The sequence below is a fragment of the Haloarchaeobius baliensis genome (assembly GCF_052060055.1).
Taxonomy (GTDB): Archaea; Halobacteriota; Halobacteria; order Halobacteriales; family Natrialbaceae; genus Haloarchaeobius; species Haloarchaeobius baliensis.
The window spans coordinates 343039-367597 of the sequence record NZ_JBPPFR010000003.1 but is presented as its reverse complement, the minus strand read 5'-3'; the positions used below and the strand labels follow the sequence as shown (position 1 = coordinate 367597).

Genomic DNA, 24559 nt, shown 5'->3' with positions numbered 1-24559 from the left:
TGGTAGAAGCAGTCGAGTACTCACTTGCATGAGCCGCAGTTCACGGGGCTCACAACCCGCACGAGCGGCTGAGGAGGCGTTCGACGTGCAGGACGTATACGACGAACCGGCGAGTGCGATGGCGCTCCGGTGGAGAGGGGGCCATCACCCGCCGAATCGCTCTTCGGAGTGGTTCGGCTTCCGATGCGACCCCGGGTCACTGTGTCAGTGCACTGCTCGATCCGACCCCGTCGGGCAGCGGATGTCGTCGCCAGTACCAGGCGACGAGCAGCGAGACGGCGACCATGACCACAGCGAACGCAGTGATGCCAGCATCCGCCTCGGACGCGGGGAACGCACCCGTCGCGATGAACAGCGCGATGTTGATGTTCCGGCCGGCCGTGCCGAGTGCGAGGATCCGTCGGTTCTGTGGGGTCGGACCGCCCGTGAGCCAGCCGACGCCGATGGTCGCGAGGACGAACAGCGCCATCACCAGCAGGGCACCGGTCCCGACGAGCGCCGTGAACACCCGGATCGCTCCGCCGAAGTCGACGACCACGACGATCGTCAGCGCGGCGAGCAGCGTCACGTTGGCCAGAGCCGTGAGCCACCTCGCGGCCTGGGACGCGGCTCCAGGGCGTCTGTCCCGCAAGACGCCGCCAGCCAGCAGGGGAACCACAAGGAGGACCACCAACGGGTAGAGAAATCGCCAGGGTGCGAAGCCGGTCTCGACCTCGATCAGTGCGAGCACGGCAGCGACGAGAACCGGCACCGTCACCGTGGCGACGATGGTCAGGCCCGCGGTCAGGCGGACGGCCTCTTGCGAGTTCGCGCGTGTCATCGACACGAGCTGTGGGATGAAGGGCGCGCCCGGGGCGACCGCGACGAGTAGCAGTCCGATGTAGAGCGATCTGGGAAGGCCGACGATCCTCCCGAGAAGCACTGCGAACACCGGGACTGCAAGCAGGTTCGCGAAGACCCATCGGAGGACGAGCCTGTACTCGCGGATTGTCCGGCCGACGTCGCCACGTGTGAGTCTGGTCCCCAACGCCGTCATCATCGCCACGAGCGAGACCACCACGAGGACGCCCTGGAGGCTTTCGAGGACGATGACCAGCGCCTCGATGGGCTCGGTCCAGTTCAGTTGCACGTGTGCGCAGCGCTCGACGAGAGTGGTCGACTTCCTGTCGCGTCGAACCCACCCAGGCGACGCCCATTCCCAGAGGGTGACTGGCGCCGGCGGCGTTCCGGTCGCCTGTCTCCCCTCATATCGAGTCGAGGGCGGCAGTGATGGCAAGCACGAACGCGTCGTCCTCGCCCGGCATGACCTCGACGCCGTAGGTGTCTCTGATGCGGAACCACCGCTTCGAGACGTTCGCGACCGGCTGCCCCTGCCGGGTGATTCTGTACTCGTGGTCGAGGATGTTTCCCTGCACGTGCAGGTCGGGGCCACCGACGACCTTGACGTCGAAGCGGTCCCGTAGCGGGGTCACGAGCGCCTTCTGGATGGTCGCGACCGTCTGGCCGTTCTTCTCGATGACCATCGTCGCTTTCACCCGGAGCATCCGCTCCTGGACGGTGTAGAGCGGCCGCCGCATCGAGTCCTCGATTCTGATGGTATTGCGCACCCTGAGCGCCTTCCCGTCGACCCTGAACGCCGGCCGTCCTTTCCCCGTCTTGATGACGTAGTCGTTGCCGAAAGCCACCAGTTTCTCGCGCATCTGGTAGCGCGTCGGCGTCGTCGCCGGGCCGCCCGGCGCCGGCGTCGTGCCCTCCCGGCGAGCTTGACGTCGCTGTCGGCCCCTCCGGGGACTCATGCTATCGCCCCCGTCGGTTCGCTGGAATCGTCCGTCGTCTGTCCGCCGATCGGTGTCATGGTGGATCTGTCTCGTGTCATGGTGGATCTGCCTCTCGTTCCGGTGTCGTTCGTGTGGGTGGGGTTGTCAGTCATCGTACGCCACCTCCTCGGCCATCCGCGTCGGTTCGGTTCGTTCGGTCCGCTTTCCCAGCTCACCGGCGACGAGGATGAGCAGGCCCATCAGCGTCGCGCCGACGACGAGCGTGACGACCACGTTCGGGTCCTCGAAGTTCGCCGCGCCGACGACGAGCGCCGCGGAGACGTTGCGCTGGGCGGTCCCGAGCGCGAGCACCGGTCTGGTGCCGGCCTTCGGGCCGCCCAGGACCCACCCCACGGCGAAGGAGGTGAGGATGAGCAACGCGAACGCGACGAGCAACCCGCTCCCGACGACGCTGATGAGCGTCTGGAAGTTCAGCACCAGCATGAGCACGACGAGGAACACCAGCGCGGTGCTGGAGACCTGGCTCATCTTCGGCTGCAGCCAGCCCGCGGTCTCCTCGTATCGCGCCTTCACGAACAACCCGACAGCGAGCGGGATGAGCATCAGGACGACCAGCGAGCTCGCGATCTCCACGGGGTCGACCGCGACGCCCGGGAGGAGGAACGGGAGCACCAGCGGCACGTAGGCGACCGTCACGACCATCAGCAGGACCATCAGGCCAACGCCGAAGGCGATGTCGCCCTTCGCGAACTCCACGAGTTTGGGGAGGAACGGCGCTCCAGCCGCCGTCGCCAGCAGAATCAAGCCGATGGACTGCGCGTCGGTGAGCGGAATCACCAGCAGGATGAGGTAGGCGAGGAGCGGAATCAGGACGAAGTTCGCCAGGAGCGCCTTGCCGACCAGCCGGAGGTCGCTCAGGGGGTCGAGGATCTGGCCGACGGTCAGGTTCAGCCCCATCGCGAGCATGCTGGTCACGACGAAGACGAGCACCGAGAGCGTGGCAAGGGATTCGAGGATGACTACCACCGTCGATCACCTCCCGACCGGGACCACACCCGACATCTCGACGGACCAGTCGGCCACCGACCAGCGGGGGCGGAGGACCGGGAGGTGAGGCGGACGGTACCCTCGGGCGTCGGTGGCCAGTTCTCCGCCCTATCGGGCCTCCTGGGTTTCTCGTGGTGGATGACCGGTTCGTCGTTCTCGACGTGCGGTTTGTTCTCGTCGTGGCGGACGCTGTTGATGGGGGAGCGTTCGAACTCGTCGCCCACGGGGGAACTGCTGTCCTCCTCCCGCGTGCACTCGTCCCGCTTCTCGCAGAAGACGGGCTGCTGGAGGCCGTACGGGTATGCGTCTTCCGCGAGCGAATCGACGTCCGGTCTGTGGGTCGTGTTTGCCATTGTGTTATCTGTCAGTTGGTCGATGTCGGGACGAAGTCGGTATCACGACTCCCCGATTCAGTCGGTCACCTCGGTCGGCTGGGTCTCCTGTGTCTGGACTCGTGCCTCCGACACCTCGGTCTCCGACACGCGTCGCGGCAGGAACGTCGATGCGACGAGCGTGAACAGGACGAAGAGAACGAGCAGCAGTAACGCAGCCCGCTGTGCGTCGAAGATCGCAGCCCGGAAGGCGTCGACGAGGGTCGTGATGCGGTTGGGTCCCATGCTGTGCTCGTGTCTTAGTCGTCGTCCGGTTCCTCGTGCGGGGGCCTCTCCATGAGTGACTCCGTCACCTGCTCACCCATCTTGCCCATCCAGTGGAAGGTGCCGTGCCGGGCGAACCCGACCTGCTCGTAGGAGCGGCGCACGTGCTCGCGGTCCTCCTCGGTTATCTCCACGAGGTGGACGAGCGGGTGACCCGGCAGCACCCGCGGGTTAGCCAGGATGCCGGCGAGGAACCCGTCGAACGGCGCCTCGACGACGTGCTCCTCCGTACTGAAGTGGTCGGAGATGACGCAGATGGTCTCCCCCTCGTCGACGATGGGCAGCGGTCCCCACTTCATCTCGACGAGCCCGCCGTTGTCTGCGCGGATCCACCTCTTCTCGTCGTCGTTCGTGAGGACCCGCTGGAACTCGGGCCGCCGTGGCGTCGCCTCCGGGTGCATCTCGTAGGCCGCGAGGACGTTCTCGACGGCCTGGACGCCGAGGTCGATGAGCATCGGCTGGAAGCGGTTCGCCTCGCCCATCTCCACGGTGACGATCGGCGTCCCCTTCTCGGTCGCGACCCGGCGGAGCATCCCGGAACTCCCCTCGCCGGAGATGACGAGCGGGATGCCTGCCGCGTCGACGAGTCGCTGGATGCCCTCGTCCGCCATGTCGGCGCGGCCGTGGAAGACGGTCATCCGGTTCCGTGTCGACGTGTGGAAGTCCAGGCCGATGTCGCACTTGCTCACGAACCGGTCCCAGATGACCCGTGCCATCCGCGAGGCGGTCGAGCCCCCGCTGGTCCCGGGGAACGACCGATTGAGGTCCTGGTCGTAGATCGGGAGGTAGCGTTGCTGGGCGATGTAGCCCGGCACGTTCACGACGTGCAGGCAGACGATGGTGCCGTGCAGGTTCCCCGGGTCGTAGCGGTCGGCCACCTCCTGGAGCACCTTGACCCCGTTCACCTCGTCGCCGTGGATCGCCGCACTCAGGCACAGGCGTGGTCCGGGGTGTTCGCCGTTGATGATCGTGATCGGCAGCTCGACCGGCCGGCCGAGGTACGTCTCACCCACCTCGTACTGGATGTGTCGGACCTCGCCGGGGTCGACCTCCGCGTCGTACCGGAACGGTCGTTGGTCGTCGTGTTCAGAACTCATGGGTTTCGGGAATCGGCGGTCAGCCAGGTGCCGACCTGTGGAGATGATGGGTCCTGCGAGTCTTTGTTATGCCATTCGAACTGGGAGTTCGCTCGGATTACGCCGATCCCTGGGGCCTTTCAGACTGCAACGCCCACCGCCGACGTGGTGCGCGTTGACATCCTCCCCGCCCTGAAGGGCGAGGATTCCCGACCGTCGTTGGGATATTGTGGTTTACGACGTTACGTGTTCTTGAGGTGCGAACGCACCAGTTTCCTTGTCAAACAAGAACGTCGAAGGCTGTGCCAACCAGCCGTTACTCCTGTCTCCCCCATCACAGGCGAGACTCGGAGATACTTTCTGCCGAATGTTCTCCGCACCGTTCACGTCCGCGTTCGCAACCGTATCACACTCCTCGCAGACGTACAACCCGCGTTCAACACGGTTCGCTTTCCGTGTACGACCACAGCACGAACACGACTTCGACGTATCCCGCTCGGATACCTCCTCAACCGAGATACCTTCCATCTCGGCCTTGTAGGTGAGTAGGTCAGTGAAGCGGTCGAACGCCCACGAATGCAAATCAAGGTTGCCGTGTTTCCCCCAGTTCTTCGACTCGCCGTTCTCCTCATCCTCACGGATACCGGAGAGATCGCCCACCACGATGGTTCCAACACCCTCCTCAACGCATCGTTCAACGATGTGTTTCGAAAGTGTGTGGAAATAGTGGGTGCGGCGAGCCGACTTCTTCTGGTTCAACCGCGTGGCCTGCTCGGAATCCGAGTCGTCGCACTGGCCGATTCGCTTGCTGAAGTAGTAGTCATCCTGCTTCAAGCAGTTCAACGGGTACAACTCGCTGTCTCCGTCCTCGTAGGCGAGCGCAGCGAAGTTGTTGATACCGAGGTCAACACCCACGGTCTTCTCACCGGGTGATTCAGCGACTTCGGTTTCGACTTTGCAGACGAAGTGCAGTTCCCACTCGTCGCCCGTCCAGACCGCCCGGACCTGTTGGACGTTCTCCACGGTGGAGAGGTCAACATCGGGGCGGGTCTGATACTCACAGAGAGTGAAGTCCGACCAATACTCTTTCAGGTTTGACCCCTTGCTGAGTCGGACGCGGTTGTACTGGGTGTCGAGTTTGAAGCCAGCGGCTTTGAACGTGACCGTACTACGCGGGTGTTCGTCGCCGTGTTTACGGTACTTCGGCGGGTTCGCTCGTGTATCTCCGGTGCGTCGTTTGCCGTACCAGCCGTTGAACGCTTCAGCGAGTTCTTGAAGGACTCGCTGACTTGACTGCGAATGCAGGTCATCGTAGCGTTCGTGGCTCTTGAGGTACGAGGTGAGTTCGTTGTGACCGGGGATGTGGCAAATCTCTGACCATACGCGGTCACAAACCCTTCTTCCGACGTTCCAGAGTTTTGATGCGGCGAACCCGAGCGAATCAAGGTCGTCCTGCACCTGTGATTGGTTCCGTATGGACGCAACGTAGGTGCGAGTGACGACCTGTTTCGCCATACGTAACCTATGTAAACAAACATACTTAGTGATATGGATTCGAGCGTGGAATATCCTGCCGTGCCACCGAACAGTGGACTGTGTAGGAGTTGTCGGATTCATCCCCGCCCTGAAGGGCGGGGCTTTCTCCTTGACTCTCCGTAATGACACCGAGGAAGGAAGCGTCCCGCTCGGTCCGTCACTCCTCCTCCGAGCCGATCACGGACCCGACGGTCTGTGTCCGCTCCCCTCGCTCGGTGCGGCGGTACGACCGGTAGGCCAGACGGGTGACCCCGCCCAGCCCGAGCAGGAGGACGAGGGACTCGATGACCGGGCCCACGAACGGGAGCAGCACCAGCAGCCCGACCACGAACGTCCCGACCAGCAGTCCCGCCCAGCGGTTCTCGACACGCCGGACCTCGATGTCGACGGCCGCGAGCCCCTGGGAGACGGCTCCGAGCACCCAGAGACCGACCGTGAACCGACCGAAGACGGCTCCGAGCCACCAGAACACGAGGTAGACGGCGGTGCCGGCGAGCGCCAGCGGAATCCCGAACAGGCTCAGCCCGAGCATCAGCAGCGCGACGGGGACGGCGAGCACCACGGCGAGGCCGGCCGCGGCAGTTCGCAACGGGTCGCTGGTACCGAGGTCGGACACGTGTCTCGAGAAGCGCGGCAGGAGGCCGACCACGACCAGTCCCAGGAGGAGCGTCGCGAGCTCCCAGTAGAGGTCGAAAAAGGAGATGCCCAGGCTCCGGAACGGTCTGAGCTGCAGCGGCGTGGGCTGCTGCTGGACGGAGACGCTCTGCCGTGGCATCCTGTCGACCGTCGCGACAGCACCACCGACGGACGACAACGCGGTGGCCGGCGGTGCGGACTCGGCCCAGGCGAAACTGGTCGCGTTCCCCTCGAACACGAGGAGGACCCTGCTCGCGTTGACGGTCCCGACGACCTCGCCGCTGTACTCGAACTCCCCGAACGGCTCGGCGAGGTTCACGTCGTACGTCCCATCGATCTCCCTGGCGCCGGTGGTCGTATCCACTCGCCCCTCTGCACTGGCGGTGAGCTCGAACCAGCCGGCGACCACGACGATGTCACCCGTGACGGACGCCCTGAGCTCGAGCTGCGGGCTCCGGGATTGTCGTTCTGCCGTCGCGCTCGTCGTCTCCGCACCACCCGTCTCCGCACCGACCGGACCGATGCTGCCCGCGAGAACGAAGGTAACGAGCAAGAGAGCGAGAAGGGCCCGGGCCCGGGATCGTGAGGTCGTCATGGGTGGCTGAACGCCCCGTTGGACCTGCCGTTGGCCTCTGGTGCTGGTCGGTCGACCCGCCAGCGGGCTGGCCGGCCCTGTTCGGTGTGGCTGTGCCGGGCGTCAACCGAACTGTCGGGTGGGAGAGCCTCCACTGGGAGAGCCTCCGCGTCGAGTCCGCAGGGGCGACGGAGTTCGTGTGTTGCGTCCATGTTTCGATGCCGGAAGACGTGGTCTCGCAGCGATTCTGGTCACGGAACCCGGGCCGGCCTGACTCCGTCAACTGACGTGACTGTGGAAGCTCTGTTCGTATTTTGTTAGTTCGAGGTATCTCCGAGTGAACGACGACTTACTGGTCACCGGGGCGACTCGCCGGTCGTGGTGTCACCTCCACGATGCTGTCCAGCGGCACGGGATGGAAACCTCAAACCTCGAGTGGCATACACTGCGGTCGCCATCTCGAAACCGCGGTGGCGTCGGAGCTGTCGCTGCTCGGATTCGGTGTGTCGAAGAACGGATGTGAGTTCGGATGATCGATTCGGATGGTCGATTGCGCGTCCCGTCAGCGAGACGCGGTTTCGCTCCCGGCGGCAGCCTGGGGGGCGCGGCGGTCCTTGGCCCAGCCGCCCACGGCGCCGGCGATGGCGCCGGGGATCGCCTGGAAGAACAGGACCAGCAGCGCGATGGTTGCGCCACCGATGGCGGGGATGATTCCGATGAACAGGACCCCGAACACGGTGAGGAAGGCGAGCGTGAGGAGTGCGCCGATGACGGTGGCGAGGCCACCGTGGACGGCGCCGTCACCGACCCCCGAGACCATGTAGCCCGCTACGAACCCACCGACGAGACCGGGGATAGTGAACAGCCACACGGACGTCTCGCTCACGCCGACCAGGGAGGCGGCGAGGCCGAGGACGACCGCGACGATAAACCCACTGAATACTGCGTTCCAGTTAATGTCCATGATACGAGAATAACGACGACATCTGAGGATTTTGTAAGGCACAACATATCATTGTGGTAAGGTTTCTTGTTTGGGTCGGATACACACCCGATTATCGGCTGCAGGGCGGCGATGCTCTCTCCGGTCAGTCTCGCCTCGGTCGCCCCGTGCGCGGCGATGCCTGTCCCTCAGGAGGTCTCTCCGGCCGCTTCGCGCTGAGCCACCAGCGCCTCGGCCGTGGCCTTCGTCAGGCCGAGAACGACCGGACCGACGAACAGACCGAGGAACCCGAACACCGCCACGCCGCCGAAGATGCCCACCACTATCAGCCCGGGATTGAGATGTGCGCCTCGTTGCATCACGAGGGGCCTGACGTAGTTGTCCGAGCCGCTGATGATCAGGGACCCGTAGACGAGGAGCCCGATTGCCGCCGGGATGTTCCCGACGAGGGCGAGGTAGACCACCGCCGGAACCCAGACGATGGAGGCACCGATGAGGGGCAGCAACGAGAGGAGGAACGTGGCCACGCCCCAGAAGACGATGTCGCCGATTCCCACGGCGACGAAGCCGAGGACGGTCAACACCGCCTGGATGCCGGCGACGATGACGTTGCCGACCACCGCCGCCCACAGAAGCTCGTCGGCCCGACGGGTCAGGTCGTCCAGTATCTCCGGGTCGAGCGGGGCCGCGGTCCGGAGCCACCGCACGAGGTCGTCCCCGTCCCGGAGCAGGTAGAAGAAGCTGAACAGGAAGATGACGCTCCCGACGGCGATGGCCGGGATGCCGGCGAGGATACCGACGAGGCTCCCCGCGAGTCCCCGGACGCCGATCTCGGCCGCGCTGGCGAGGGGTCCCTCCAGCCTCGAGAGGTCGGCATCCGCTCCGAGCCACTCCTGGAGAATGAGCTCCAGGGCCGCGACGTCCGGGAGCTCTGCGCCCCGCACCAGTGTCACCGCCTGTTCGGCTGCGATACCGAGGACGGCGAGGACCGGGACGAGCACGACGAGGACCGTGACGAGAATCGTGACCGCGGCCCCGATGGTCGGGCCCAGCCGACGCGAGAGCCGCCTGCTCACCGGGGCGACGAGGTACGCCAGGAGTCCCCCCGCCAGCACGGCCTGCAGGAACGGCAGCACGAGGAGGACCGAGAGCGTGCCGATGACGGCCAGTAGCAGCCGAAGGAACGTTACCGATGAGCGGTCGTCGTCGGCGGTCATGGGTTGCTGTGGTCAATCCCAGGCTATCTTCGGTGCTCACCCGCGCCAGGTCGCTGGTCGGTCAGTCGCTGGCCCCCGCTTCGCGGCACGGGTGGAGAGCCGGGCGGCCGAAGGCCGCCGCAACCTTTCACTCCCGGGCCATGATGCGCTCCAGCTCGGCCTCGTGGTCGACGAACGGTTCGCCGCTGACGTCCACCGTAACGCGGGCGATATCCCCGGTGAAGTCGAACGGCGCCCGGTCGCGGTAGCTCTCGCTGACTGTGCTGACCGCGTCCCGACCACAGCTCAGTCCGGTGACGATGCCGATCATGATCGGGACCGTCTTCGGGAGCTCTCCCTCGCCGACCTGCTGGTCGCCGCAGTAGAGTCGGACCGTCGCGGGGACGCCCTCGCCGTTCGGGACGTCTGGTTCGCCGGTCGCCTCGAACTCCATGCGGACCGAGACATCACCCTCCGGGAGCGGCTCGTCGGCGGTCACCCGGTACTCCTCGACGCCGACGTAGTTGTGGACGTACTGCAGCCGATTGTCCCGGACGAAGAGGCTGTAGCCGCCCCACCGGCTCCCATGGGCGAGCAGAACGCCCTCGGCACCGCCCATCGGTATGGTCAGGTCCGCGGTGATGCTGTGGTCGCGGTTCAGCACCCGCACGGCGGCGTTCTCGGGGACGTGCTGGCCGCCGGGGTGGTAGACGTACTGGTCGCGCACCTTCCCCGGCTGGGGGCGGGGTTCCGCCAGCCGTTCGACGCCGCGGCCATCGAGGGGGAGCACGTCGTGCTTCCCGGCCTCGGTCCACCAGAGCTGGGCGAGCTCGAGCACCTTCTCCGGGTGTTCGCTCGCGACGTCGTGGGCCTCCGAGAAGTCCTCCTCGACGTGGTACAGCTCCCAGCCCGACTCCTCCAGGCTCGTCGCAGAGAGGTCTTCCGCCGTGATGCGCTCTCCGAACGGCCACGGGCGGACGGCGCGCCAGCCGTCGTGGTAGATGGCGCGCGTGCCGATCATCTCGAAGTACTGGGTGGTGTGCTGTTCGGGCGCGTCTGGCTCGTCGAAGCTGTACGCGAAGCTGGTGCCCTCGATCTCCGACTGCGAATATCCCTTCACCTCGTCCGGTGGTTCGATGCCGACCGCCTCGTAGATGGTGGGCGCGACGTCGATGGCGTGGACGAACTGGTCGCGCACCTCGCCCTCGGCCTCGATGCCCTCGGGCCACGACACGACGAGCGGGTCACTCGCGCCGCCGCGGTAGGTCTCGCGCTTCCAGCGCCGGAACGGCGTGTTGCCCGCCCACGTCCACCCCCACGGGTAGTGGTTGAAGCACTCCGGGCCGCCGAGGTCGTCCATCGCCTCCAGGTTCTCCTCCAGGCTCTCCGGGACGTTGTTGAAGAACTTGTTCTCGTTCACCGAGCCGGTCGGACCCCCCTCCGCGCTGGCACCGTTGTCAGAGACGACCATCACGAGCGTGTTCTCCAGCTCGCCGATCTCCTCCAGGTAGTCCAGCACCCTGCCGATCTGGGCGTCGGTGTGCTCTACGAAGCCCGCGAACACCTCCATCATCCTGGCATACAGCTGCTGCTGGTCCTCGGAGAGGCTGTCCCACCGCTCGACGTCCTCGTTCTGGGGGGACAGTTCGGTGTCCTCTGGGACGACGCCTGCTTTCTTCTGTTGTTCGAGGATGACCTCGCGGGCCTCGTCCCAGCCCATGTCGAACTCGCCCTCGTACTTCTCGATCCACTCCTGTGGGACCTGGTGGGGTGCGTGCGCCGCGCCCGGGCAGAAGTACGTGAAGAACGGCTTGTCGGGGTCGACCTGCTTGGCGTCCCCGATGAACTCGATGGCCCGCTGGGCGATGTCTTCCGTGAAGTGATAGCCCTCCTCGGGCGTCGCCGGTGGCTCGACCTGATGGTTGTCGTGAATGAGCGTCGGGGTGTACTGGTCGGTGTCACCGCCGAGGAACCCGTAGAACCGCTCGAACCCCCGCTGCAACGGCCACTGGTCGTAGGGGCCGGCGGCGCTCGTCGACTCGGCCGGCGTGAGGTGCCATTTGCCGAGGTGGTAGGTACTGTAGCCCTCCTCGACGAGCGCCTCCGAGACCATCCCGTTCTCGTGTGGGATGTGCCCGTTGTAACCCGGGAAGCCCGTCGACGCCTCGGCGATGGCGGCCATCCCGTTCGAGTGGTGGTTGCGCCCGGTCATCAGACACGAGCGCGTCGGCGAGCAGAGTGCGGTCGTGTGGAAGTTGTTGTACCTGAGCCCGTTCTCGGCGAGTCTGTCGATGTTCGGCGTGTCGATGAGGCCGCCGAAACAGCCGAGCTGCCCGAACCCGACGTCGTCGAGTGTGATCAGCAGCACGTTCGGCGCGTCGTCTGGTGCCCGCGTCTCCGCGGGCCACCAGGGTTCCGATTCGTCGTACGTTCGGCCGATGTGGCCGTGGAAATCTTGCGATGGCATGTGTGTGGGGAATCGCCCCAGTGAAGGGGGGAGTCGCGTCCGTCACCGCAGGCCAGACCGCCCTCGCGTCCGACCGGAAGCGCAGACGGTCGACTCAACGGAGGGAGACACGCCGACCGCCCGGAAAGTAATGGAGGCGCTATCGGGCGGTCACCCTCGCGTCAGTTCCGAATGTCCGCACTAGGTCCCAGCACGTTCCACCATCGTCCGCTCTCCGTGGGAAGGGTGGAACTCGGGAGGGGCCTCGACGGACGACGGTAAGGCGGAGTTATGCGGTCCCCGTGATTCGCACGGCTGCGCCGACGAGTGCCCCGCCGGCAGCCGTCATCTGCGTTGCCACGGCTCGTCCGTCGTCTGGAGGCCGGGGAGCGGTTCCCACTCGGCCGTCGTCGGCTGGTCGACGAACGGCAGCCAGCCCCGCACCATCGACGGGATGTTGATGCGCCCCTTCGAGAGCCACGTCCTCGTCGTCCGGCGAAGACGGGTGACACGGGCGAGGTCAGCCTGGGTGATCGTCTCGCATGGCTGCAGGAACGCGACCACCCACGCGAGGTGGGTCTGGAATATCGGGTCGGAGGGGTCGTCGGGGGCGTAGTACCAGGCGAGCTCGAGGTTCTTCCCGAGGCCGTCCCACGTGAGGTTCGCGGAGCCGGAGACGAGCGCGGGCTGTGCGCCGTCCCTGAGGTAGAGCTTCGGGTGGATGAACCCGTCGCGGTACGTGAGGAGGTGGACGCGGTCGTCGACGTCCAGCTCCCAGAGTGCGGTGGCGACGAGCCGGGAGAACTGGTCGGCGCCCGTCGCGACGACGACGTACAGCTCGTTCTCGGGCGACCGCGCGAGGAACTCGACGAGGGCCGGACGGATCGTCAGGAACCCGGACCATGTGAAGTATCCCGTGGTGAGGTAGATGGTACCATCCTCCTCGAACAACCGCATGACGGCCTCGGCGACCAGCCGGCCCGTGATGCGGTTGTCGAACAGTTCCTGTTCTACCATCGCCGTGTAATACGCCGGCACAGGGCAAATAGCGTGGAGTGCGTTTATTCCAGGCCGCACGACGGCTGGTCGATAGCAGTCGACCCGGGCTCGTCAGTCGAGCTGTTCGTCCTCCCCATACTCGCGGTAGCGGTAGAGTTCGAGGTGGCCGTCCTCGAGCACGAGGTAGGTGTTGTGGACGGGTGCGGTGGCCTTCCAGGACCCGGGGTTGGCGGCGACGTTCTCGTGGTGTACGTACGGACTGTGGGTGTGCCCGTAGACGAGCTTGTCCTCCGCGATTGATTCCAGGAACGCGTGTGCGCGGCGCTGCCGTCGCGAGTAGCTGGCCGCCGCGTCGCTGGACGCGACGCTGCCGACCAGCGGGAGCGCCTGGACCCGCTGATGTCCGCGTTTGACGGTCTCCCTGAACGCGGCGACGACCGGGTCCTTCCGGCCTCCCGTCGGGTCGATGTCACCGCGGTCGCCGGGCCCCGAGAGCCGCGACGAGAGCACGTCGAACTGGAGTCGGTCGAAGGCGTTCCCGTGGACGAACCGGATGGTCGTCCCGCCCTGTTCGACCGCGTACTCGTCCATGAACGCGACGTCGTACCGGGCGTCGTCGAGCTCCCCGAGGTACGTGTCGTGGTTGCCGAGCAGCAGCCGCACGGGAACCTCCGCTGCCAGGGCCTGGAGGCGACTGATGGTGTCGGCGGACTCCCAGGCGACCCCGAACGGGTCGCGCCGTATCATGTCCCAGACGTCGCCGAGGAGCACGACCTCCGTCACGTCCTCGCGTTCGTGGCGGATGCTGTCGAGGAATCCGTTGAACGCCTCCGCGTTCGCGTTCTCTGACCCCAGGTGGACGTCACCCGCGATCACGACCGTTCCGGTCACTGGTTCCGCGACCGGCGCTGTGGGAGTGCCGGCCGGTGACCGTCGTCGTCTGGCCCGTCGGGTTCGTGCCCCCGAGCCAGTGTCCCCCATCCGTATCTCGGGTCGGTTCCGTCTCGCATTGTGGCGGGCCGTAAGCGCTGGCTGCGTTAATGTCCTTCCCCCGGTCGTCGTCGGTACCTCGGGGGTCCACGGACACTCAGGCCAGCGCAGTCGGTTCTGGTTCCGGACGTGCCGGCATCGACGGTAGTGTTCCATTGTGTGGAATCACAGCAAACTACGAAGACCCAGTCCACAGCGATCTCCGGCGTGTCCGGAAGGGCAGTTCGGGTCTGGCCCACGTCAGGGTCGGAGCATCGGAGTACGCGTTCGACCAGCTCGGGAGGGACGCACCGCTCGCCTCGGCTACGGCCGACTTACCTCGGGTACTCGACGTATTACTAATTCACCACACGCACGAGGTACGTCCGCATGAGTTCACTAGTCGTGCTCGTCTTCGACACGATGACCGGCGCGCAGGAGATGCGCGAGAAGATGTACGACCTCCAGAAGCGCGAACTGATCACACTGGAGGACGCGGCGGTCGTCGTCAGGAAGGATAGCGGGAAGGTCAAGGTCAAGCAGGCACACAGCCTCGTCGGTCGAGGGGCGCTCGGTGGTGCGTTCTGGGGCATGCTCGTCGGCCTCCTGTTCTTCGCGCCGTGGCTCGGCCTGGTCGCCGGCGCCGCCGCTGGAGCCCTCGGCGGGAAGTTGACGGACATCGGCATCGACGATTCGTTCATCAAGGAGGTCAGCGCGTCCATCGAGCCCGGTAACTCGGCGCTCTTCCTCCTCTCCCGCGACGCGCAGATGGAGCGCATCCAGGAGGAACTGGCGGACTACGACTTCGAGATCATCCAGACGAACCTCTCGTACGAGGACGAGACGAAGCTCCGGGAGGCGTTCGCTGCAGAGGAGGTCTCCGGCTGAGGCGGCCGGGAACTCGGTCCCGCTCGGTGGACTGCAGTTCTCACCCTCGGACGACCGGCACGAACGATATCGAAAATGACAGCTTTCCCATGGAGCCGCCACGTCCGTCCCCACTGAACGGTGACTACCGCTTTTTGCCTCGCTACCGTACGTCCTCTATCGGCAGGGGACTGGGGACGGTAGTACCCATCCCCCAGGAGTACCCACGATGAGCCAACGACTCGAGGAGGTCTGGTTCCTGCGCGACAGTCGGGTCAACGCGGTCATCACCTGGACGATCGTCGCCGCCCTCGTGCTGGTCGCGGTCCAGGCCTTCTTCGCCGTGTTGTTCGTCCGGATGGCACTCGCCGCCGTCGCCGCGTTCGTCGCGGTCACGCCGGTCCTCGTCAGCCGGTCGTGGACCCACACGGTCCCCTGGCCGCTCCTGTTGGTCAGTGCGCTGCCGCTCGCGAGCGGTGTCCTCGCCCCGGGGTTCTTCGGTGACTTCGTCACCGGTCTCAGCATCGCCGCCCTCGGGATGCTGGTCGTCGTCGCCCTGCAGCTGACGGGCTCGGTCCAGATGACGCCCGGGTTCGCCGTCGTCTTCGTCGTCCTCTCGACGCTGGCGACCGCGGGCTTCTGGGCGGTCGGGTCCGCAGCCTCGGCGCGCTACCTCGGCACGCCGTTCCTCGAGACGAACGACGAACTCATGATCGTGTTCACGGCTGCGACGCTCGCCGGGTTCGTCGGCGGCGGACTGTTCTGGGCGTACTTCCGTCGGCGCCTCGCCGCGAACCGCGAGACCGTCGGCGGCGAGGGGGTGGTCTCCCAGTGAGCGTCCGCAGCCGGCTCCACGTCTCGAAGCACACGCTGGCCAGGCTCGTTCGGGTCCTCCAGGCGCTGATGGTCGGCATCCTCGTCCTCGGCCTGCTCATGGGGAACCCCGGCATCGTGGTCAACGCCGCGGTCGGGCTGCTCGTAACCCAGCTGCCCGCCATCCTCGAGCGACGCTTCGACATCACGATGGACGTCGCGCTCGTCCTCTGGATCACGCTCGCGATGTTCCTCCACGCCATCGGAACGGTCCCGCTCCCGGGGCTGGACTTCATGACCCCCTATCGTGGGACGACCTGGTGGGACCACATGACACACGCGCTGTCGTCGTCGCTCGTCGTTGGCGCGGGCTACGCCGTCACGCGAGCGGTCGAGGAGCACACCGAGTACGTCGACCTCGGCCCGAAGTTCACGTTCGTATACCTGCTCGTGTTCGTGATGGCGTTCGGCGTGCTCTGGGAGCTACTCGAGTTCTACATCGCCGTGGTCGCCGAGCTGGTCGGCATCCCGAAAGTCCTCACGCAGTACGGGCTCGAGGACACCATCCTCGACCTGTTCTACAACACCCTCGGTGGCCTCCTGGTCGCACTCTTCGGCACGGCGCACCTGACCGGACTCTCCGACCAGCTGCTCGGCCGACTCCGGTCCAGAACCCCGTGATGCGGCCCTCTGTCCGGGCCTCCGGCTCTGCGCGGCGAGTCTCGCGAAGCGGTTGGCCACCGCCGGGTGTCAGGAGGGCAGCGCGATGGAGATCTCGTGGCCCTCCCCCTCGATCGCTGGATGGCCACAGAACGGGCAGTACTCGTACACGTGGATCCCCGGTTTGACGTTGTACCCCTCGGTCAGCTCGCAGTCGATCCTGGTCGTGGCGCCCGTGTCGTCCTCGGGTGAGCGAATCATTGCCATGGCAAGAAGGTTCGTAGGTATAAACCTGTGCTTTCTCGCAGTATCATCTGACTGCTACCTCGAATCGGGGCACGTCGACTTCCTACTCTACCGACGGTACGGGGACGTTACCGAGGACCAGTTCGGCTGTCGAAGCGTCGCTCGGTTGAGAGGTGGGCTTCAGGCTGGACGCAGAACGCGTGACGCCACAGACCAGGCGTGGCTGTCGACCGCCCGAGCCACGCAGAGAACCGGGGTGTGTGGCCAGAGCTGTGCACGGTGTGGTCCTGATCGCCCGGCACCGACGGCAGGCAACTGATGTAGTGTCGCTGTCGGTAGCCCCGAACTCCGGGGCGAAGCCGGGGCTCTCGCGTCAGTCAGGCAGTCGCCCCGGCGTCCCGGGCCATCTCCGCCGGATTCTTCATCCCCTCCTTGACGCCCAGATGGACCAACACGGCATTCACGGGGAAGGCGGCGAGGAACCCGATGGAGAGGGAGAACACGAGCGCGCCCCAGAACAGGAGGTCGCCGATGTGCGCGCCGCCGGCGAGGAGCAGGTCCGTGCCGATGGCGGTTATCTCCATGACGGTGATGCTGGGGGTCTCGCTGTAGAGTGCGTCGAGCATCGCCTCGCCGAATCCGACGCCCTCCTGCATCAACGGGCCGACGGTGAGCGCGTATCCGAACAGGTACGCGAGGGTGAACGTGCCGGCCGTGATGACCAGCGAGCTCTCCAGCGCCAGCAGTCCTGCGAGGGTCACGAACCCGACGACCTCGCCGGCCCCACAGCCCGAGTAGCAGTGGGCCGTCGACCTGAGGCCTCGGCGCCAGAGGGTGTCGTCGCTGATCTGGGTCCTGCCGGCGTAGGCGTAGACGCCCAGCCCGAAGGGGCCGGAGTAGAGCACGACGAGCGTCCAGACCCCCTTCATGAGCGAGGGCAACGCCTGGTTGCGTTCGCGGATGTCCCAGAGCAGGACCCCGACGGAGACGACGACGAGGACCGCCCAGATCCCCATGACGAGCGGGTCCGACAACAGCGGTCTCATCACGTGGCGGACCGGTGCGAGCGCGTGTTCGATGTCGCGGAGGAGTGCATCGAGTTGCATGGTTCGAGCTTGAGTCGCAGGCATGGCCGGGAACGATCTGCCGACCACCGCGAGCGTCGGTCGCGACTAGGGCCTCACGCAAGTTCGTCCCGCGGCCTAACTCTGTACCCTCACCCGTCCTCGGCCGCCAGTCGGTCGTCTATCCGGGTCAGCATCGTGGATACCGACGTGTCGGCCTGTTCGAATCGCCGCAGTCCGGCGAGGACTGCTGGGTCGAGCTGGGGACTCAGGACGAACAGCGCGCCGCCGGTGGCGGTCGTCTGCAGGACCCAGCTCGCGAGCGCCGGGATGGGCGGGGTCGTGACGTCGGTCCTGACGACCGCGACGCGCCACGCCTGTGCGCGCCCTTCGGTCATCGAGCGTAGCGTGAGCGACTCGTCGAACCGGCCGAACAGCGCGTCGACGTCCTCGACGCCAGCAGCGTAGACCTGCGCGAGTGCCTCCTGCTGTGCGTCGACCAGTCCGGAGAGGATCTCGTCGATGGCGAGGTGGTCCTCGTACTTCTGCTCGCGGTTCGGGTCCAGTCCGACGTCCTCCAGCGCGAGCGCGAGGTCGTAGTTGATGTGCGCGTTCACCCCCAGGAAGGCATCCTGGACGACGAGCGTCTCGTCGTGCATCGAGGCTCCGAAGGCGACACGCCACGGGTCCGGGACGGCCGCGACGTCGCCCGTCTCGAAGGCCAGGAACGCCCGGCGGTAGTAGTTCGCGAACGTGACGAGGTAGCGCCGCATCCACGCCGGGTCCGCGAACCGACCCGTCTCGATGCCGTCGTGGACCTCGCGGGTCATCCGGACGTAGATGGTCAGGAACACCGCTCGGCGGTCCCCGCGTTCTCGCAGCCGTGACTCCAGCGTGTCGAGACGTCGCGTCGCATCCTGGACCGTCTCGAAGGCCCCATAGACGGGGTCCACCAGTTCCGGGTCGGGTGATCCGGGCGGGTCGAACCGCTCCGGCTCACCACGTATCGCGCGCACGAACGCCCTGAGTTCAGCCCCTCCGACCAGTCTGGCCGTGTTTCTGTATCCCCCCATCGGCAGTACTGGTTCCGTTCTCGTCCCCTGGGCAAAAAACAGTCGACCAGGGGACAGGGTCGCTACTCGGTGGCTGGCGCGTGGCTGCCCGTTGCTGGCTGGTCGCTTCGTCACGGCCCGGAGCGCGAGCGGATGTCTCTCCACCACGCCGCCTCCAGAACGGTGGAAGCCACGGGCTGCGTTGCAGGATGGTCGACTGGTTCGGTACCAGTCTGAAAAACGAACGCCGACTATCGTGACGAACGACAGGCGGACTGACTCGTTACTTGCGGGTGAGGTTCGATGCGCGGGGTCCCTTGGGGGATGATTCGATGTCGAACTCGACCTCCTGACCCTCCTCGAGGTCGGGGCCGCCGACGTCTTCCATGTGGAAGAACACGTCCTCGTCGTCGTCAACAGCGTCGTCGTCGGTCGAAATGAAGCCGTAGCCGCCTGTGTCGTTGAAGAAGTCAACTTTACCGGTTGCCATTACGAACAGATGTTCACCGGGACGAGGTAAAGGCCTTCCGAGGGTAGCGTTACCACGCTTTTTCCGAGAGACGACTCCGGCGATCGTCCGAATCGTCGCGCATCTCGAACCGACGGGGTATCTTGCATCGGCAGACAAGTATATACCGGGCCGTCACAAGTGGTGACATGCATCGCAATGAAACCGTGCCACAGCTGCCAGACCGTCATCGACGAGTATCTCCTGGACAAAAAGCTCGAACCCCTGCGCGAGCTCACGGCTGACGACTTCAACATCTGTGCGGACTGCGTCACGATCGACGTGGATGCGTGCGTGAAGTGTGGCGGCGCGGTGTACGTCCCCGAAACCGTCTCCCCCGACTACTGCCCGGCGTGTCGGTCCGACATCATCGACCACACCGGGAACGACCCCGGTTGGACGCGGGACCACGTGTCGACCTGACCGGTCGTCGTACGCCAACACTTTTTCGTCGAGAGAGCCGGTCGAGGACGGGTTCCCGAACAACTGCAGTACCGGAGCCAGGTGCGACTACGGGACCGAAGTGGAGCAGGGACGACGAACAGTCTGCCGAGACCAGATGGAGAACCGCTTCGAAGATCGGTTCTCGTGGCTGGCTCTCTCAGTCTCGGAGGGTCCACTGTCTCGTGTCACTGGATTCTTGGTCCCGTACGTCCCGAGTTCATCGAGGCGTTTTCGAGCGGATCTCCCGGGTAGAAACGCCGTCGTGTGGCGATTGCAGGTTTCGTGCGTCACCGAGGGCGTGGACCCCTGGAAATCTGGTCGTGATTACTATACTAATCGCGACCACATGGCTTTCCGTGCTGCACGGTCGTATTTCCCGCCCTCAAGCGCCAGATGGCCGGAATTCGGTCTCATACCGAACTTATAAACTGTATATTGCGATATTAAATTGGGTGGCTGCACGAGATCGAGACACGGAGCTATGCAAGCCTGCGAAGCGTGTTCTCCGAGGAATCGATGGGCAATGTGGCTCTGGAGATCCCTCGTTTGTCACCGCTTGTCGTGCTACCGACGAGGCCAGGGGCTGTTCGGGCGTCTCGACTGCGGTGGCTCGTACCGCTCCTGGTTCAACCGACATCGACGGGTTCGAGATTCGTCTGGACGACGAGTCGCTCCCGGCGCACGACGGGCCGATGGTCTCCGTGTCGCTGCACGGTCTCCGGCTGGTGGCCTTCCGTGGAAAACCAGGTCTTTCGAATCCGCGGGGCCGGCCCCATGTAACGTATCCAGACGATTTGTCGAGCCCCAGCCGATACACCGAACTCCGATGGTTTCATCCGTCTCTTCCCACGATTCTCGGAGGAATGTGGTACCGGAACCGGAGCGGCTCGGTCTCGTTCGCTGGATGTCCGAAACACCGCACGACGAGCTGAACGCATGGCATCGGTAGCGCTCGTCCTGGCGATCGCACTGGTGGCAGCGGTGTTCATGTCGTTCACCGTCGGAGCGAACAGCAACTCGGCTCCCGTCGCCCCCGCGGTCGGAGCGAACGCTGTCTCAGTGCTCCGCGCGGCCCTGCTGGTGGGTCTCGTCGCCGGCCTCGGCGCCATCCTCCAGGGTGGAAGCATCTCCGAGACCGTCGGGAAGGACCTCGTCACGGGGGTGACGATCACGCCGCTGGCGGCGGCAGCAGCCCTGTTGACCGCGGCGACGCTGATCACGATCGGGAACACCTACGGCTATCCGATTCCGTCGGCGTTCACCGTCACGGGAGCGATGGTCGGGGCCGGAATCGCCCTCGGTGGTGGGTTCGCCGTCCACGAGTACGTCGTCATCCTCGGATTCTGGTTCGCGATCCCCATCGTCGAGGGGGTCCTGGCGTACGGGCTGGCGCGGGGCCTCCGCAGTGAGTCCATCGCCGAGACCACCGGCATCCCCCTCCTCGGGGGTGCCGTCGGCTACGCACTGGCAAACATCCAGCTCACGGTCATCCCGACGGCGAACGGTGCACAGGGCTCGGTCGCTCGATACCTCGCCACTACGTACGGGCTCCTCCCGACGACCGTCGGCGGATCGTACACGGTCGGGATGGTCGCGGTGAGCGTCGTCAGCGGTCTGGTCGCACTCGCCGGGACGTACGCCCTGCTGCGACGTGACGAGACAGCAGGTATCAACCAGTTCCTGGTGGTGCTGGGACTGATCGTCGTGTTCACGAGCGGTGGGACGCAGGTCGGGCTGGCGACCGGGCCGCTGGAGTCGGTCTTCGAGACGGATCTGGAGCTCCCGTCCCTCTACCTGCTCGCGCTCGGCGGTGGCGGCATCCTGCTCGGGGCCTGGATCCGCGGCCCACGACTCGTCCAGGCGGTGTCGAACGAGTACGCATCGCTCGGCCCGCGGCGGTCGATCGCGGCGCTCATCCCGGCGTTCCTGATCGCCCAGCTCGCAATCGTGCTGGGCATCCCTATCTCGTTCAACAAGGTGATGATCGCGAGCATCGTCGGGAGCGGGCTCGCCACCAGCTCGGCGGACTCGGGTGGCGTCTCGGCCCGGAAGATCGGCATCACGCTCGGCTCGTGGGTCGGCTCGATGATGGGGGCGGGCGTCATCAGCTACGTGCTCTACCTCGCGCTTCGCGCGCTCCCCATCTCGTAGTTCAGGGGACGATCTGATCGATAATCTCCGTTTCCGCGGCCTGGGTCTTCATCTCCTCCCACGTCTCGAACTCGGTCGTGCTGTCGATGTACTCGTTGAGCCGGTCACGAGAGACGTTCCGGATGTCGGAGACGTTGTCGAGAGCCCAGGGGCTCTGTGCACAGAACGCAGCGAAGGACTCGAACTCGGTGTGATTGCACATGAAGGACTCCGAGAAGAAGGCGTCCGACTCGACTCGCGTCCCTGCCTCCAGTTCGCCGATTCGTTCGAGGGCGCTCCCGACTCGCTCCTCGAGATCTTCCAGCCCACCGACCTGAAGGTCCATAGCTCATCTGGCTGCCGAAGGCGGGTAAAAGCCACGGACGTCGAAATCGGTCGCCCCGGCCACTATTCCTCCGGTTCCGCGATGGTCATCACGGGGACGGGTGCCGTACGCACGGTCTTCTCCGCGACGCTGCCGAGCAGGATACGGTCCGTCCCGCGCCGGCCGGTCGTCCCCATCCCGACGGCGTGGATGTCGTTCGATTCGATGCAGTCGAGGATGCGCTCGTCGGGCCGTCCGTGTTCCACGTGGGTGACGACGTCCGCCACGCCTCGGTCCTCGGCCGCCGAGACGATGGTCTCGACGGCCTCGTTCGCGGCCTGGTCGCTCTCCTTCCCGGAGACGGTCGACCTGACGTCCGGGCCGAGTGCGGAGTCGTCGACGACCGAGAGGACGTGCAGTGTCGCATCGAGCGACGCGGCGAGGTCGACGAGGTGGTCGGCCGCATACGTCGCGGCGGAGCTCCCGTCCGTCGGCACGAGGAGGTTCTCGTACGGGAACTCCAGGGTCTCGTCGTCCTGCATGCGGACCGAGAGGACGGGGGTCGAGGAGAGTCGGACGACCTTCTCGGAGACGCTGCCGACGAGGTACCGGGAGAGCCCCTCCCGCCCGTGGGTCGGCATCACGATGAGGTCGTGGTCGTACCGCTCGGCGTAGTCGACGATGGTCGGGGCGGGGTTCCCCTGGACGATGTCGGTCTCGTACGACACGCCCAGCGTCTCCAGGGTCTTCGCGCCGTCCTCGACGATGTCCTCGCCCTCGCGTTCGAGCACGTCGACGGTCTGGCCTTCGATGACGGTGACGCTGTCACGTGTCGTGTCGGCGACGTAGAGCAACTGGATGGTGGCGTCGGCCCAGTGGGCGATCTCGCTGGCGTGGTGGAGCACCCCTGCCGCGTCGTCGCTCCCGTCGAACGGGAGGAGTATGGTGTCGTACATGAGTCGCTACGAGGGGGTACGGTCGTCTGCTTCCTAATCGTTTTCACCTACAGACCTGGGGCCCGGCCGGTACGCGGGATAGTCGAGCCGTGGCATCGACGTGCGAGCGCACGCGCGGACACGGACCAAGCTCCCCTTCCTCCACAGGCCCCGCTGAAGAGGGACCGTCTAACCGGCGCCGACTGTCAGTCGGTTTCGTCCTCGGTGAGCGCCGGGTCGTCCCCGAGGGGTTCGACGGTGTCGCGTTCGACGCTCACGCGGACCTTCTGGATGCGGGTGTCCTCCACCTGTTCGGCCCGCAGCGTCACGTTCTCGTACTCGAACTCTTCGCCCTGCTCGACGAGGCGACCGGCGCGGTTGAAGATGAACCCCGCGATGGTCTCGAACTCCTCGCCCTCCGGCAGGACGATGTCGAGTGCCTCGTTGACCTCGTCGATGTTGACCGAGCCGTTCACCAGGACCGTGTCGTCGTCGACGAACTCGAACGGGTGCTCCTCGTCACCGACCAGGATCTCCCCGACGATCTCCTCGAGGACGTCCTCCATCGTGATGAGCCCCTGCGTGGCCCCGAACTCGTCGATGACGATGACCATGTGCAGCCGGTTCTCGCGCATCTCCGTCAGGAGCTCGTCGACGTTCTTCGACTCGGGGACGTGGAGCGTCGGGTTCACGACGTCGGCGACCTCGTGGTCGGCTGCGTCGTCGTAGGTGGAATCCTCGAGGTCGCGGATGTCGAAGATGCCGACCACGGTGTCGAGCGAGCCCTCGTAGACCGGCAGCCGGGCGTGGCCGGACTGGATGCACTTCCTGATGCCCTCGTCGACGGTCGCGTCCGTGGCGATGGTCTCCATGTCGAGACGGGGGGTCATCACCTCCTTGGCCGAGGCGTCGGTGAACTGCAGCGTACGCTGGAGCATCTGGCGCTCCTCCTCGTTCAGGATGCCCTCTCGCTCGCCGGTCTTGATCATGTTCCGGATCTCGTCGCGGGTGACGTACGTCGACTCGATGGACGCATTGCCGCCGGTGACCTTGTTCACAATCGACGTCAGGTAGTAGAACAGGGTGATGAGTGGCCACAGGACCTTCTCGACGACCTTCAGCCCGCGTGCGACGCGGCGTGCGTGCAGCTCCGTGTTCTCGACGGCGTAGGACTTGGGTGCGCTCTCCCCGAATATCAGGACCATCGAGGTGATCCCGAGCGACGAGACGAGGACCGTCGTCACGCCCGGTTCGAGGTAGTAGCCGACGAGCGTGGTCGAGACCGACGACATCGTGATGTTGACCATGTTGTTCCCGACGAGGATCGTCACGAGCAACCGGTGCGGGTCCTCCTTGAGGGACTTGACCGCTTTCGCCCCGCGTTTCCCCTCCTCGACCATCGCGTCGATCTGGTGGGCCGGCAGGGAGAACAGCGCGATCTCGGACGAGGAGAAGAACCCCGACCCCACGAGGAGCAATCCGATGAGGACGACACCGATCGCGGTGACCTGCGTCTGGCCCAGCTCGACACCGAGTACCGGCACAGTGTACAGCGTGATACAGGCCTCGGCCGCCACCGTGAGCACGGATGGGGACATCAGTACTGAACCTTGCCACAGCCAAAAAGTAACTCTTGTGGAACAAAATCTCGAAGGTTGG

The 24559-nt window shown here is 65.6% G+C and carries 25 protein-coding genes; 5 read left to right on the top strand and 20 right to left on the bottom strand.

Going from position 1 to position 24559, the window contains the following annotated elements:
- Positions 1–196: 196 nt before the first annotated feature.
- From ACSG06_RS18570 to ACSG06_RS18510, 13 genes are all read right to left on the bottom strand, one after another.
- On the bottom strand, positions 197–1129 hold the full coding sequence (locus ACSG06_RS18570) for a bile acid:sodium symporter family protein (protein WP_440991783.1): 933 nt from the start codon (positions 1127–1129) through the stop codon (positions 197–199).
- A gap of 115 nt (positions 1130–1244) precedes the next feature.
- Positions 1245–1796 carry an LURP-one-related/scramblase family protein gene (locus ACSG06_RS18565; RefSeq protein WP_440991782.1) on the bottom strand — a complete coding sequence of 184 codons (552 nt, stop codon included), beginning with the start codon at positions 1794–1796 and terminating at the stop codon, positions 1245–1247.
- A 126-nt stretch (positions 1797–1922) separates the two neighbouring features.
- Complete coding sequence (locus tag ACSG06_RS18560) at positions 1923–2804, bottom strand: bile acid:sodium symporter family protein (protein ID WP_440991781.1); 882 nt, start codon at positions 2802–2804, stop codon at positions 1923–1925.
- Positions 2798–3178, bottom strand: coding sequence for a hypothetical protein (locus ACSG06_RS18555; RefSeq protein ID WP_440991780.1), 381 nt, complete (start codon positions 3176–3178; stop codon positions 2798–2800). The genes ACSG06_RS18560 and ACSG06_RS18555 overlap by 7 nt, the downstream gene beginning before the upstream one ends.
- A gap of 57 nt (positions 3179–3235) precedes the next feature.
- Complete coding sequence (locus tag ACSG06_RS18550) at positions 3236–3442, bottom strand: hypothetical protein (protein ID WP_440991779.1); 207 nt, start codon at positions 3440–3442, stop codon at positions 3236–3238.
- Between the two features lie 14 nt (positions 3443–3456).
- Complete coding sequence (locus ACSG06_RS18545; protein WP_440991778.1) at positions 3457–4578, bottom strand: succinylglutamate desuccinylase/aspartoacylase family protein; 1122 nt, start codon at positions 4576–4578, stop codon at positions 3457–3459.
- 213 nt (positions 4579–4791) lie between these two features.
- Positions 4792–6072: an RNA-guided endonuclease InsQ/TnpB family protein gene (locus ACSG06_RS18540; protein WP_440991777.1), complete on the bottom strand. Its 1281-nt coding sequence runs from the start codon at positions 6070–6072 to the stop codon at positions 4792–4794.
- A 178-nt stretch (positions 6073–6250) separates the two neighbouring features.
- A complete protein-coding gene (locus ACSG06_RS18535; RefSeq protein ID WP_440991776.1) occupies positions 6251–7324 on the bottom strand; it encodes a DUF8173 domain-containing protein in 1074 nt (357 codons plus the stop codon).
- Between the two features lie 541 nt (positions 7325–7865).
- The gene (locus tag ACSG06_RS18530; RefSeq protein ID WP_440991775.1) at positions 7866–8267 is read right to left on the bottom strand and encodes a DUF5518 domain-containing protein; all 402 of its coding nucleotides are present in this window, start codon (positions 8265–8267) and stop codon (positions 7866–7868) included.
- A 167-nt stretch (positions 8268–8434) separates the two neighbouring features.
- Positions 8435–9463 (bottom strand): AI-2E family transporter, encoded by a 1029-nt coding sequence (locus ACSG06_RS18525; RefSeq protein WP_440991774.1) that lies wholly within the window; start codon positions 9461–9463, stop codon positions 8435–8437.
- A gap of 127 nt (positions 9464–9590) precedes the next feature.
- A complete protein-coding gene (locus tag ACSG06_RS18520; RefSeq protein ID WP_440991773.1) occupies positions 9591–11909 on the bottom strand; it encodes an arylsulfatase in 2319 nt (772 codons plus the stop codon).
- A gap of 324 nt (positions 11910–12233) precedes the next feature.
- Positions 12234–12905 carry a phospholipase D family protein gene (locus ACSG06_RS18515; protein WP_440991772.1) on the bottom strand — a complete coding sequence of 224 codons (672 nt, stop codon included), beginning with the start codon at positions 12903–12905 and terminating at the stop codon, positions 12234–12236.
- A gap of 93 nt (positions 12906–12998) precedes the next feature.
- The gene (locus ACSG06_RS18510) at positions 12999–13778 is read right to left on the bottom strand and encodes a metallophosphoesterase (protein WP_440991771.1); all 780 of its coding nucleotides are present in this window, start codon (positions 13776–13778) and stop codon (positions 12999–13001) included.
- A 501-nt stretch (positions 13779–14279) separates the two neighbouring features.
- Between ACSG06_RS18510 and ACSG06_RS18505 the strand changes: the two genes are divergently transcribed.
- The 3 genes from ACSG06_RS18505 to ACSG06_RS18495 all read left to right on the top strand — a co-directional run bounded on the left by ACSG06_RS18505 (position 14280) and on the right by ACSG06_RS18495 (position 16217).
- Positions 14280–14744, top strand: coding sequence for a DUF1269 domain-containing protein (locus ACSG06_RS18505; RefSeq protein ID WP_440992107.1), 465 nt, complete (start codon positions 14280–14282; stop codon positions 14742–14744).
- 208 nt (positions 14745–14952) lie between these two features.
- Positions 14953–15558 carry a hypothetical protein gene (locus tag ACSG06_RS18500; protein WP_440991770.1) on the top strand — a complete coding sequence of 202 codons (606 nt, stop codon included), beginning with the start codon at positions 14953–14955 and terminating at the stop codon, positions 15556–15558.
- Positions 15555–16217: a DUF2238 domain-containing protein gene (locus tag ACSG06_RS18495; protein WP_440991769.1), complete on the top strand. Its 663-nt coding sequence runs from the start codon at positions 15555–15557 to the stop codon at positions 16215–16217. Before ACSG06_RS18500 ends, ACSG06_RS18495 begins: the two co-directional genes overlap by 4 nt.
- A 69-nt stretch (positions 16218–16286) precedes the next feature.
- Here the strand turns inward: ACSG06_RS18495 and ACSG06_RS18490 are convergent, their stop codons facing one another.
- The 4 genes from ACSG06_RS18490 to ACSG06_RS18475 form a co-directional block, all read right to left on the bottom strand.
- Complete coding sequence (locus ACSG06_RS18490) at positions 16287–16457, bottom strand: hypothetical protein (protein WP_440991768.1); 171 nt, start codon at positions 16455–16457, stop codon at positions 16287–16289.
- A gap of 362 nt (positions 16458–16819) precedes the next feature.
- Positions 16820–17548 (bottom strand): DUF4396 domain-containing protein, encoded by a 729-nt coding sequence (locus tag ACSG06_RS18485; RefSeq protein WP_440991767.1) that lies wholly within the window; start codon positions 17546–17548, stop codon positions 16820–16822.
- A 110-nt stretch (positions 17549–17658) separates the two neighbouring features.
- A complete protein-coding gene (locus tag ACSG06_RS18480; protein ID WP_440991766.1) occupies positions 17659–18522 on the bottom strand; it encodes a DUF5995 family protein in 864 nt (287 codons plus the stop codon).
- Positions 18523–18841: 319 nt separating this feature from the next.
- A complete protein-coding gene (locus ACSG06_RS18475; protein WP_089735669.1) occupies positions 18842–19048 on the bottom strand; it encodes a cold-shock protein in 207 nt (68 codons plus the stop codon).
- Positions 19049–19225: 177 nt separating this feature from the next.
- On the opposite strand from ACSG06_RS18475, the gene ACSG06_RS18470 reads away from it, so the two are divergent.
- On the top strand, positions 19226–19489 hold the full coding sequence (locus ACSG06_RS18470; RefSeq protein ID WP_440991765.1) for a DUF7571 family protein: 264 nt from the start codon (positions 19226–19228) through the stop codon (positions 19487–19489).
- Positions 19490–20446: 957 nt separating this feature from the next.
- Positions 20447–21661, top strand: coding sequence for an inorganic phosphate transporter (locus ACSG06_RS18465; RefSeq protein ID WP_440991764.1), 1215 nt, complete (start codon positions 20447–20449; stop codon positions 21659–21661).
- Position 21662: 1 nt separating this feature from the next.
- Here ACSG06_RS18465 and ACSG06_RS18460 read toward each other — a convergent pair whose 3' ends face one another.
- From ACSG06_RS18460 to ACSG06_RS18450, 3 genes are all read right to left on the bottom strand, one after another.
- The gene (locus ACSG06_RS18460) at positions 21663–21986 is read right to left on the bottom strand and encodes a hypothetical protein (protein ID WP_440991763.1); all 324 of its coding nucleotides are present in this window, start codon (positions 21984–21986) and stop codon (positions 21663–21665) included.
- A gap of 62 nt (positions 21987–22048) precedes the next feature.
- Positions 22049–22921, bottom strand: a complete 873-nt coding sequence (locus tag ACSG06_RS18455; protein WP_440991762.1) for a universal stress protein — start codon at positions 22919–22921, stop codon at positions 22049–22051.
- A 185-nt stretch (positions 22922–23106) separates the two neighbouring features.
- Positions 23107–24498, bottom strand: a complete 1392-nt coding sequence (locus ACSG06_RS18450; RefSeq protein WP_440991761.1) for a hemolysin family protein — start codon at positions 24496–24498, stop codon at positions 23107–23109.
- Between the last annotated feature and the right edge of the window lie 61 nt (positions 24499–24559).